Raw genomic sequence first — 11,190 nt, 5'->3', positions numbered from 1 at the left:
CGCGCCGCGACCAGCCGGTCCCCGGCGGCCAGCAGCGCGCCCAGCGCAGTGAACACCGCCGCCATTCCGCTCGCGGTGGCGAACGCCGCGGGGGCGCCCTCGATCAGGCGCAACCGCTCCTCGAACATCGTCACGGTCGGGTTCCCGTACCGCGAGCGGAATGGCGGCGGTGTTCACTGCGCTGGGCGCGCTGCTGGCCGCCGGGGACCGGCTGGTCGCGGCGCGCAGCCTGTTCGGGTCGTGCTTCGTGGTGTGCAACGAGATCCTGCCGCGCTGGGGCGTCGAGACCGTCTTCGTGGACGGCGACGACCTCGCGCAGTGGGAGGAGGCGCTGTCCGTGCCCACCGCGGCGGTGTTCTTCGAGACGCCGTCGAACCCGATGCAGTCGCTGGTGGACATCGCCGCGGTGGTCGAGCTCGCCCACGCCGCAGGCGCAAAGGTGGTGTTGGACAACGTCTTTGCCACCCCGCTGCTGCAGCAGGGCATTCCCCTCGGGGTCGACGTGGTGGTGTACTCGGGCACCAAGCACATCGACGGTCAGGGCCGGGTGCTGGGCGGCGCCATCCTCGGCGACAAGGAGTACATCGACGGCCCGGTGCAGAAGCTGATGCGGCACACCGGACCGGCGCTGAGCGCGTTCAACGCCTGGGTGTTGGTGAAAGGCCTTGAGACGCTGGCGATCCGGGTCGAGCACAGCAACTCCTCGGCGCACCGGATCGCGGAATTCCTGGAGACCCATCCCGCGGTGAGCTGGGTCCGCTACCCGTATCTGCCGTCGCACCCGCAATACGAGCTGGCCAAGCGGCAGATGTCCGGCGGCGGCACGGTGATCACCTTCGCCCTCGACTGCCCCGACGACAAGGCCAAGCAACGGGCCTTCGAGGTGCTGGACAAGTTGCGGCTGATCGACATCTCCAACAACCTGGGCGACGCCAAATCCCTTGTCACACACCCCGCCACCACCACCCACCGGGCGATGGGCCCGGAGGGCCGCGCCGCCATCGGCCTCGGCGACGGCGTGGTCCGGATCTCGGTCGGGCTGGAGGGCACCGACGACCTGATCGCCGACATCGACCAGGCTCTGAGCTAGCCGAAGAGCTAGCCGGCCTGTTTCTCGGCGGCCTCGATGCGTTCGGCCGCCGCCAGCGTCCCCTCTTGGGCCTGCCGCTCCACCCAGTCCACCACCGGCCGGGCGTACATCATCTGGCTGGTGATGGCCATCTGGCCGCGGGTGCGGCCCAGGAAGGAGATGCCCCAGGAGAACATGGCGGCGATGCGGTTGCGGAAGCCGACCAGATACAACAGGTGCAGCAGCAGCCAGGCCAGCCAGGCGATGAAGCCGCCGAACTCGAGCTTGCCGACCTTCGCGACGGCGCTGTACCGGGAGATCAGGGCCATGCTGCCCTTGTCGAAGTACTTGAACGGCTTGCGGTTGGCCGGATCGTCGTGGCCCTTCACCGCCTGCTTGATCAGATTGGTGACGTATTTCGCGCCCTGGATCGCGCCCTGGGCCATGCCCGGTACGCCGGGGACCGACATCAGGTCGCCGATGACGAACACGTACGGGTGCCCCTTGACGGTGAGGTCGGGTTCGACGATGACCCGTCCGGCGCGGTCCGTCTCGGTGCCGTCGGACTGTTCGGCGACCATTTTGCCCAGACCGCTGGCCTGCACGCCCGCGGCCCACACCTTGCACGCGCATTCGATGCGGCGCTCGCTGCCGTCGGCGTCTTTGACGGTGATGCCCATGTAGTCGACCGCGGTCACCATCGCGTTGAGCTGGATCTCGACGTCCATCTTCTGCAGCCGGCGTTGCGCCTTGAGGCCCAGCTTCTCACCCATCGGCGGCAATACCGCGGGCGCCGCGTCGAGCAGGATGACCCGGCATTCGCTGGGGGTGATCGTCCGGAAGGCCCCGGCCAGGGTGCGCTCGGCGAGCTGGACTATCTCACCGGCCAGCTCGACTCCGGTCGGCCCGGCGCCGACCACTACGAACGTCAGGCGGCGTTGCCGCTCGTCCGGGTCGGTGGCGACCTCGGCGGCCTCGAACGCGCCGAGGATGCGGGCCCGCAGCTCGAGGGCGTCGTCGACGCTCTTCATGCCGGGCGCGAAGGCGGCGTACTCGTCGTGGCCGAAATAGGACTGCTGCGCGCCGGCGGCCACGATCAGGCTGTCGAAGGGCGTCACCGTCTGCATGCCCATCAGGTGCGATGTCACGGTTTTCGCGGTCAGGTCGATGCCGCTGACCTCGCCCCACAGCACCCGGACGTTTTTCTGTCGGCGCAGGATCAGCCGGGTGGTCGGGGCGATGTCGCCCTCGGACAGGATGCCGGTGGCCACCTGGTACAGCAGCGGCTGGAAAAGGTGGGTAGTCGTCCTCGAGATCAACGTGACGTCCACGTCGGCCCGCTTCAGGGCCTTGGCCGCGTTCAAACCGCCGAATCCGCTTCCGATGATGACGACGCGATGACGCGACATGCTTACCCCTTATTGGCCTCGTCGTTCTGGTCGCATGCTGTTTGCAACGCATGTCCACCGTACGACTAGGACACCTCGGGCGTCACGGCGAGGCGCAGATCGGCACGGGCGCCCGCAGATCCGGCTGTCGCACAGGACAATCCGGGTGAACGCAGCGGTACGGCAAGGGATCGCCCGCCCTGGGGGGTGGACGATCCCTTGCCGAAGTCGCGGATATGGCCTGCTGTTACTGGCAGGTCAGGGACGGACCGCAATCGATTGTTATCGGCGTCGTACAAGCCGAAGCCGCGCAGACGGTGAATCCGAGCATCGCTGCGAGAATGATCTTGCCGGTCAATCGTGACATAACACCAACCCCGTTCATGGATGGAAATTTCCCTTGTTTGCCCGATCGCCCGATTACCCGATGGCGGGAGTCTACGGCGTCTTTTCCGTTGCCACAGTGGATTTCGAAAACCGGCGCGCCGAACTCATCGCCGGAAGTTGCGTGTCCGCGTGACATGTATTGAATTCAATCGGATGGAAGTTTCCGGCGGATCAATGGTGGCCGCGGAGATATTCGAGAATGGTAATCCTACCCTTAGTCTGGCCGGGGTCGGCCGGCCGCAATGGATGCAGGCGCGCCCCTTCGGCGCTGCCCACATCCGGAACAGCCACTCGCGCAGCCCATTTCGGGGTTGCGGCTAGAACGGCCACCCGTTGGAGTTGTCCTTGAACTTGCCGTTGACCGCGGTGCAGAAGTCGTCGGAGGTGCCGGCGAGCAGGACGTAATAAGTCTCGCCGCGGCGGCTCTCGAAGGTGTTGGGCGTGCTCCAGCCGCTGTTGCAGAGCGAGTTCTGCGCGCCGGCCGTGGCCCTGCGCCAATTCGTCTTGGCGCAGGCCGACAGCCCGTCCATGTTGGGCGTCGCGCTCTTGGCCGCGACCACCATCGCGCCACCCCATTGCCCATCGCTGCGCCGGTAGGCGCGCGCCCCGAACCCGGCGTTGTTGGTCTGGCATGCCAGCGCCCGGCGCATCAGCGAGAAGGGAGCGGCCAGTTGGGGATTGGCGCTCGCGGCGGCGGCCGTGATGAATTGCGCCGCGTCCGAGCCGTCGGCCTCCTGCACGTTGGGAGTGCCGAAGCTGAACAGCTGCTGCGCGATCCCGGCATTGGTGCCGCCACCGATGATCGGGCCACCGCCGCTGGATGTCATCGGGGGCAGCGCGACGGTGGGGTCGGCGCCGGCGGCCGGCGCCACGACGACGGCGCCCAGCGCGAACGCGGCGGCCATGTTACGGAGCGCGGTGAGTCTCATGGCTTCATTCCAGCACGTGTCCGTAGTCGGCGCGACGGTCGTCGCGCACCAATGCGTGCAGCAGGTGGCGGGTCTGCAGCCGGATGTACTCGTCGCGGGTGTAGGCCGGGCCGAAATGCCAGTGCTTGAGCGCCCAGCCGTGGGCGAGCAGCATGATGTCGAACACGGTGACGTCGACGTCGACATCGCGGAAGACGCCCGCGGCGATACCGGCCTCGATGACCGCGCGCAGGGGTGCCGCGGTAGCGATTTCGAGTTCCTTGATCCTGGCCCGGTCGGCCGGCGCCAGTGTCCGGCTCTCCCGATAGGTCAGCACCACGCCGTCGAGGTTCTCGTCCACGATCTGGATGTAGCGGCCGATGCCTGCGGCCAGTTGGTCGACGACGTCGTCGCCGGCGGCGGCCATCACGGGCGCCAGCTGGTCGCGGAACACGTCGAGGATCCGCACGATCGTGGCCAGCAGCAGGTCCTCCTTGCCGCCGAAGTAGGTGTAGATGAGGCCGACGCTGACCTTGGCCTCGGCGGCCAGATCCTGCATGGACATCTGGTGGAATCCGTGCCTTCCCATCACCTTGACCGCGGCGTCGAGCACCTGGCGGCGCCGCGCGCCGGCCCGGGCCGCGCGGACGGCCTCCTCGACGGGCAGGGCGCCATAGTCAACGGCCATCAGATGCCCAGGTCCTTGGCGACGATCGTCTTCATGATCTCGTTGGTCCCGCCGTAGATCGTCTGGATGCGGGCGTCGACGAACGCGCGCGCCACGGCGTACTCGCGCATGTAGCCGTAGCCGCCGTGCAGCTGCAGGCAGCGGTCGGCGGTTCGCACCTGCAGGTCGGTGGTCCACCATTTCAGCCGGGCGGCCCGCGCCGCGGTCAGCTCGCCGGCGAGGTGCTGGGCCAGGCAGTCGTCGAGATAGGTTCGGGCGACGTCGATTTCGGTCGCCACCTCGGCGAGAACGAATTGGCTGTGCTGGAAGCCGGCGATCGGCGTGCCGAACGCCCGGCGTCCGCGCACGTACTCCAGCGTCTCGCCCAGGATGGCCTCGGCGGCGGCCACCGCCCCCACCCCCAGCGCAAGGCGCTCCTGGGGCAGGTTCTGCATCAGTTGGTAGAAGCCGGCGCCCTCTTCCCCGAGCAGATTGGCGAGCGGCACCCGCATGTCGGTGAACGTCAGCTCGCTGGTGTCCTGGGCGTGCAGGCCGATCTTGTCCAGGTTGCGGCCCCGGGAGAAGCCCGGGGTGTCGGCGTCCACCACCAGCAGCGACAGGCCTTTGTGCCGATCGGGTGACGTCCGCACCGCGACGACGAACAGGTCGCCGCATTGGCCGTTGGAGATGAACGTCTTGGCGCCGTTGACGACGTAGTGGTCGCCGTCCCGGACCGCCGCGGTGCGGATCCCGGCGAGGTCGCTGCCGGTGCCGGGTTCGGTCATGGCGATGCCCAGCACCGTCTCGCCGGTCACCACGCCGGGCAGCCACCGCCGTCGTTGCTCGGGCGTGGTCAGCTCGGTGAGATAGGGCAGTACCACGTCGTTTTGCAGCGTGAACGCGATGGCCTCTGCCGCCGCGCCGGCCCGCTGCAGTTCGTCGATGACGATCGCGTTGTAGCGAAAGTCGTTGACCCCCGGGCCGCCGAGCTGCTCGGGCACCGAAAAGCCGAGCAGCCCAAGCTTTCCCGCCTCGAGGAACAGCGAGCGGTCCCACTGCCCGCGGGTTTCGGCCCGCTCGTGCGCCGGGACCACCACCCGCTGCACGAACTCGCGGACGAGCGCCCGGAACTGCCGGTGCTCTTCGGCGTACTCCAGCCGTGCGGCCATGTCTTCCCCGTTACCGGAAGGCGTCGCTACCGGTGAACGCCTGGCCCAGGACGAGCTGATGCATCTCGGGGGTGCCTTCGTAGGTGAGCACCGACTCCAGGTTGACCATGTGCCGGATGACCGGGTACTCGAGCGATATGCCGTTGCCGCCCAGGATGGTTCGAGCCGTCCGGCAGATCTTGATGGCCTCCCGGGTGTTGTTCAGCTTGCCGAAGCTGACCTGCTCGGGACGCAGCCCGACGCTGTCCTTGAGGCGGCCCAGTTGCAGCGAGAGCAGCTGGCCCTTGTGCAACTCGACCGCCATGTCGACGAGCTTTGCCTGGGTCAACTGGAATCCGGCGATCGGGCGCCCGAACTGGGTGCGCTGGGTGGCGTAGTCGAGCGCGGCCTGCCAGGCCGACCGCGCCGCGCCCATGGCACCCCAGATGATTCCGTAGCGCGCCTCGGACAGACAGGACAGCGGCCCCCGCAGGCCCTTCGCCTCGGGCAGCATCGCCTCGGCGGGCACCCGCACGTCGTCGAGCACCAGCTCGCTGGTGATCGAGGCCCGCAGCGACAGCTTGTGGTGGATGGTGTTGGCGGTGAATCCCGGTGTCCTGGTGGGCACCAGGAAGCCGCGGATCCCCTCGTCGGTGGCGGCCCACACGACCGCGACGTCGGCGACCGAGCCGTTGGTGATCCACAGCTTCCGGCCGTTGAGGACCCAATCGGAACCGTCGCGTCGCGCACGGGTTTTCATCGCGGCGGGATCGGATCCCACATCGGGTTCGGTCAGCCCGAAACACCCCAGCAGTTCGCCGGTCGCCATACCGGGCAGCCACTCCTGCTTTTGCTCCTCGGACCCGAAGTTCCAGATCGCGAACATCGCCAGCGATCCCTGCACGGAGACCATCGACCGCAGTCCGGAGTCGGCGGCCTCGAGCTCCACGCACGCCAGGCCGTAGTGCACCGCGGAGGCCCCGCCGCACCCGTACCCCTCCAGGTGCATCCCCAGCAGGCCGAGCTGGCCGAATCCTTTGGCGAGTTCGCGCACCGGCAGGTCGCCGATCTCGAACCACTCCGCGACGTAGGGCAGGACGTGCTCGGCACAGAACTCCCTGACGGTGGCGCGCACCGCGAGCTCGTCGTCGGACAGCGAGGCGTCCAGGCCCAGCGGATCGTCGCGGTCGAAGGCCGGCGGCTTCTTGTTAGTCATGAACCCACCCTGCCACTAACCGGCCATCGTCAGGCCACCGCTGACGCTGATCACCTGTCCGGTGATGAACGACGCCGCGGGCGACGCGAAGAACTGCACGGCCGCGGCGACCTCCTCGGGTCGTGCCAGGCGGCGAAACGGAATGGCTTTGACCAGCGCTTCTTTCAGCTTCTCGGGCTGGGCGTGGAACAGCGGCGTGTCGGTCGGGCCCGGGCACACGCAGTTGACCGTGATCTGATGGCGGGCCATCTCCCGGGCCAGCGACTTCGTCAGCGCGATCACCCCGCCCTTGGCGCCGGCGTAGATGGATTCCCCGGCGCTTCCCACCCGGCCCGCGTCGCTGGCGACGTTGACGACGCGCCCGCCGGCGTGTGTCTCGATCATTCCCGGCAGGAACGCGGCGCAGATGTGCACCGGCCCCAGGTAGTTGATCGCCACCACCTTGGCGGCGAATTCCGGTGTGGCATTGAGGAATTGATCGGTGCGATCCCATCCCGCGGCGTTGACGACGATGTCGGGCACGCCGGCATCGCCGTGCGTCGCGTCCCGCAGGGCATCGACCTGGGCCGGGTCGGCGACGTCCACCGGCAGCGCGGTGATCAGACCGGGGTGCTCCCGAGCGGTGGCCGCGCCGGCGGCCTCGTCGAGGTCGGCGGCGATCACCCGGTCGCCCTGTGCGGCGAACGCCAGCGCGATCGCCTTGCCGATGCCCGAACCGGCGCCGGTCACCACGGCCAGGCGGCCTTGTGAATGTGCGTTCATTGCCGACGAACCTAGGTTCAGCCTGGCGGCAGGGTCAAGCCCGGCGTTGCGCCCGGTACTCTCGCTGCATGCGACGGCTCCTGTGGCTGGCCATGGATGTCATCGGTGTGCTGGTGTTCTGCGCCGCCGGGCGTCGCAGCCACGACGAAGGGCTCGACCTCGCCGGCGTCGCGGCGACCGCGTGGCCGTTTCTCACCGGGACCGTCGCGGGTTGGCTGGCATCCCGCGCCTGGCGGCGCCCCACCGAGGTGGCTCCGACCGGGGTGGTCGTCTGGCTGTGCACCGTCGTCGTCGGCATGGTGTTGCGCAAGGCCAGTTCCGCCGGCGTCGCGGCGAGTTTCGTGGTGGTGGCGGCCTCGGTCACCGCGTTGTTGTTGCTCGGCTGGCGGGCGGTCGCCGGCCTGGCCCTGCGGCGCCGGTCCGGCGTGTAGCGCCCATGGCAGCGACGACGGGCGTGGCGGTGACCGCGGCATTCGCGGCCGCCGCGCGGGCCATCGCCACCAACAAGGGGACGCTGGACGATCCGTTCGCCGAACCGTTGGTGCGGGCCGCCGGGGTCGACCACTTCGTGCGGATGATCGACGACGACCGGTTCGGCGCGGATGACGCCGACGGGCCGCGGTTCCCGGACTTCTGCGCGGCGCACACCCGGTTCGTCGACGAGTTCGTCGCCGACGCGGGCAGGGCGGGCCTTCGGCAGGTGGTGATCCTGGCGTCGGGCCTGGACACCCGGCCGTACCGGCTGTGGTGGCCGCCGGGGACAACCGTTTACGAGATCGACGGGCCCGAGGTGCTCGACTTCAAATCCGATGCGCTGCGCGAATTGGGCGCCGAACTGACGGCGAGCCGGCGGGCCGTTGGCGTCGCCCTGCACCAGGATTGGCCGGCCGCCCTGCGGCGGGTCGGCTTCGACGCCACCGCGCCCGCGGTATGGATCGCCGAGCAGCTGCTGATCGGGTATCTGACTCCGGCCGTGCAGGACCACGTGCTGCAGGGCGTCACGGCGATGAGCGCCGCGGGCAGCCGGTTCGCCGCCGACCACATGCCCATCTGGACGCCGTTGCAGCTGGAGGCGGAGCGGTCGTTTGTGGATGGCTTGCGCCAGAACGGGGTGGACGTCGACCTGGCCAGCCTGACCCATCCGGGGCAATACCATTACGTGCCGGAGTATTTGACCGCCCGCGGTTGGGCGACGGTGCAGCGCAGCATCACCGAGCTGCTGGGCGCGGTGGGACTGCCGGTCAGGAGGCGCCACCGCCCCGGCGACACGGAGTTCGTGCCCGAATACCTCACCGCCACGCGGGCATAACCACAGCTCGTCCTATATTTAAGGTCATTAACGTTTAATTGACTTAAATTTGTCGGCCGAATCATTGAACCCGATCCGCCCTGACGTCGTACCGCTTTATGAAGCGCGATGAAGGGGGAAAGAGGATTTGACCCACACCGATCGGGGGGATCGACAGCTAATCATCCCGGAGGTTGCGCATGCTATCGCGACTGGCCCTGATCGCCATCGCCGCTCCGCGACGCGTGATCGCAAGCGCGATGTTCCTGGCGGTTCTTGCCGCCGTCTTCGGTATCCCGGCCGCAGCCACCCTGCCCGGCGGCGGATTTCTCGACCAGACGGCCGAATCCGCTCGTGCCACAGCGGTTCTGGCTGAGAAGTTCCATCAGGGGGACATGGAGATGACACTGCTGGTCCGCTCGCAGAGCGGCGTCACCCAAGGACTCGCCCGGACGGTCGGCGTGGACATCGTCCGGCAACTGGCCCAGTCGCCGTTCGTCGCGCAGGTGGCGTCGCCGTGGGATGCGCCCCAGCCGGGGTTGGTCAGCGGCGACGGCAAGTCCGCGCTGATTGTCGCCGCCCTCAACGGTGGGGAAAGCAGCGCGCCCAAGCATGCCCGGGAGCTCGCGGACCGGCTGGTGCGCTATCGCGACGGCGTGACCGTGCAGGCCGGAGGCATGGCGATCACCTACGAAGAGCTCAACCGGCAGACCCAAAATGACCTGCTGCGAATGGAATCCGTTGCGATCCCGTTGAGTTTCGCCGCGCTGGTGTGGGTGTTCGGCGGCTTGCTGGCCGCGGCACTGCCGATCCTCGTCGGCGGATTCGCAATCCTGGGTTCGCTCGCGGTGCTGCGCGCGGTCGCGCTGGTCGCCGACGTGTCCATCTTCGCGGTGAACGTGGCGGTGGCGTTGGCGCTGGCGCTGGGCATCGACTACACGTTGCTGATCATCAGCCGTTACCGCGACGAACTGGCCGACGGGCTGCCCCCCGCCGAAGCCCTGCCGCGCACCATGGCCACGGCCGGACGCACCGTGCTGTTCTCCGCCCTGACGGTGGCCCTCGCACTGGCCGCCCTGGTGATATTCCCGATGTACTTCCTGAGGTCATTCGCCTACGCCGGCGTCGCGGTGGTGGCTTTCGCGGCCCTGGCCGCGATGGTGGTCGCACCTGCGGTGATCGTGTTACTGGGCGACCGGCTCGACGCACTCAACGTTTGGGACTTGGGCCGCAAGGTCTTTCGCCGTCCGCAGGCACCCCCGGCGACCATCGAGCACACCTTTTGGTACCGGACGGCCAAGCTGGCCATGCGTCACGCGGTCCCGATCGGCCTGGCGATCATCGCCCTCCTGCTCGCGTTGGGCGCGCCATTCCTCGGCATCAAATGGGGCTATCCCGACGATCGGGTGCTGCCGGCGTCGTCGTCGGCGCGTGCCGTGAGCGACCGGGTCCGGCACGACTTCGGTGCCGAGTCGCAGACCAGGGTGCGGGTCGTCATCCCCCGCGCCGACGGCCTGACGACGCGAGAGCTTGACGAGTACGCCGCCCGGCTGTCACGCGTGCCCGACGTCTCGGCGGTGTCGGCACCGACCGGAACCTTTCTCGCCGGTGAGCGCACAGGGCCGCCGTCGGCACCCGCCGGAATGGCTGACGGCAGTGCCTATTTGACGGTGGCCAGCAGCGCGCCGCTGTATTCGCCGGCCTCCGCCGCGCAGTTGGATCGCCTGCATGCGGTCCCATTGGCCGATGGCCGCCGAGTCGAGCTGGCCGGGATGGCCCAGATGAATCGCGACTCCGTCGAAGCGATTACGTCGCGATTGCCCTTGCTGTTCGGTTTCGTCGCTTGCGTCATGCTGGTGTTGCTTTTCCTGCTCACCGGCAGCGTGGTGCTGCCCGTCAAAGCGGTGCTGCTCAACATGCTTTCGTTGACGGCGGGATTCGGCGCGCTGGTGTGGATCTTCCAGGACGGGCATCTGGGCGCGTTGGGCACCACCCCAACCGGCACGCTGGTGGCCAACATCCCGGTGTTGATGTTCTGCATCGCGTTCGGATTGTCCATGGACTATGAGGTGTTCCTGCTGTCCCGCATCCGCGAGTACTGGCTGGCGTCGACCAACACGGCGAGAGTCAGACCGACGCCGAACATCCGCATGAACGAAACCTCCGCGGAAGTGAGCGCGGCGAACGAGATCGACATCAACAGCGCTGCCGCCGTGATGATCCGGCCCGTTCGCGCGACGCCCAGCGCGATGCTCTCGTCGTTGTCGACTCGCGTGCGGTTCGACGCCAGCCAGTACTCGCGGATGCGGGACAGCAGGAACACCTCATAGTCCATGGACACTCACCACGCGATGCAG

General features: G+C 68.2%; 9 protein-coding genes and 3 pseudogenes. 4 read left to right on the top strand and 8 right to left on the bottom strand.

Annotation, left to right across the window (positions count from 1 at the left end):
• Window positions 1–128, bottom strand: a 128-nt coding sequence (locus A5711_RS25990; protein WP_369827253.1) for a PLP-dependent transferase, incomplete at its 3' end; no start/stop codon positions are given.
• 20 nt (window positions 129–148) lie between these two features.
• Here A5711_RS25990 and A5711_RS04390 point away from each other — a divergent pair.
• Window positions 149–1,090: pseudogene (locus tag A5711_RS04390) on the top strand (O-succinylhomoserine sulfhydrylase); the annotation flags it as partial.
• Window positions 1,091–1,098: 8 nt separating this feature from the next.
• Here the strand turns inward: A5711_RS04390 and A5711_RS04385 are convergent.
• From A5711_RS04385 to A5711_RS04360, 6 genes are all read right to left on the bottom strand, one after another.
• The gene (locus tag A5711_RS04385; RefSeq protein WP_067944381.1) at window positions 1,099–2,478 is read right to left on the bottom strand and encodes an NAD(P)/FAD-dependent oxidoreductase; all 1,380 of its coding nucleotides are present in this window, start codon (window positions 2,476–2,478) and stop codon (window positions 1,099–1,101) included.
• A 683-nt stretch (window positions 2,479–3,161) separates the two neighbouring features.
• Window positions 3,162–3,773 (bottom strand): hypothetical protein, encoded by a 612-nt coding sequence (locus A5711_RS04380; RefSeq protein ID WP_067944379.1) that lies wholly within the window; start codon window positions 3,771–3,773, stop codon window positions 3,162–3,164.
• A gap of 4 nt (window positions 3,774–3,777) precedes the next feature.
• Entirely contained in the window at window positions 3,778–4,440 is a 663-nt protein-coding gene (locus A5711_RS04375; RefSeq protein WP_067944376.1) for a TetR/AcrR family transcriptional regulator, read from the bottom strand.
• Window positions 4,440–5,588, bottom strand: coding sequence for an acyl-CoA dehydrogenase family protein (locus A5711_RS04370; protein WP_067944373.1), 1,149 nt, complete (start codon window positions 5,586–5,588; stop codon window positions 4,440–4,442). Before A5711_RS04370 ends, A5711_RS04375 begins: the two co-directional genes overlap by 1 nt.
• A gap of 10 nt (window positions 5,589–5,598) precedes the next feature.
• Window positions 5,599–6,783 carry an acyl-CoA dehydrogenase family protein gene (locus tag A5711_RS04365; protein WP_067944371.1) on the bottom strand — a complete coding sequence of 395 codons (1,185 nt, stop codon included), beginning with the start codon at window positions 6,781–6,783 and terminating at the stop codon, window positions 5,599–5,601.
• 15 nt (window positions 6,784–6,798) lie between these two features.
• On the bottom strand, window positions 6,799–7,545 hold the full coding sequence (locus A5711_RS04360; protein ID WP_067944369.1) for an SDR family NAD(P)-dependent oxidoreductase: 747 nt from the start codon (window positions 7,543–7,545) through the stop codon (window positions 6,799–6,801).
• A 68-nt stretch (window positions 7,546–7,613) separates the two neighbouring features.
• Here A5711_RS04360 and A5711_RS04355 point away from each other — a divergent pair, with 68 nt between their 5' ends.
• From A5711_RS04355 to A5711_RS04345, 3 genes and pseudogenes are all read left to right on the top strand, one after another.
• Window positions 7,614–7,976 carry a DUF3054 domain-containing protein gene (locus tag A5711_RS04355; RefSeq protein ID WP_197501093.1) on the top strand — a complete coding sequence of 121 codons (363 nt, stop codon included), beginning with the start codon at window positions 7,614–7,616 and terminating at the stop codon, window positions 7,974–7,976.
• A gap of 5 nt (window positions 7,977–7,981) precedes the next feature.
• On the top strand, window positions 7,982–8,854 hold the full coding sequence (locus A5711_RS04350; protein ID WP_067944367.1) for an SAM-dependent methyltransferase: 873 nt from the start codon (window positions 7,982–7,984) through the stop codon (window positions 8,852–8,854).
• Between the two features lie 179 nt (window positions 8,855–9,033).
• A pseudogene (locus A5711_RS04345) lies at window positions 9,034–10,944 on the top strand (MMPL family transporter); the annotation flags it as partial.
• On the opposite strand, the pseudogene A5711_RS25985 reads toward A5711_RS04345, so the two are convergent.
• A pseudogene (locus tag A5711_RS25985) lies at window positions 10,935–11,174 on the bottom strand (MMPL family transporter); the annotation flags it as partial. The pseudogenes A5711_RS04345 and A5711_RS25985 overlap by 10 nt on opposite strands.
• Window positions 11,175–11,190: the final 16 nt, after the last annotated feature.

The organism is Mycobacterium sp. E2238 (assembly GCF_001672665.1).
GTDB lineage: Bacteria > Actinomycetota > Actinomycetes > Mycobacteriales > Mycobacteriaceae > Mycobacterium.
Note: the sequence above shows the minus strand (reverse complement) of the source record. Positions and strands in the feature narration are given on the sequence as shown.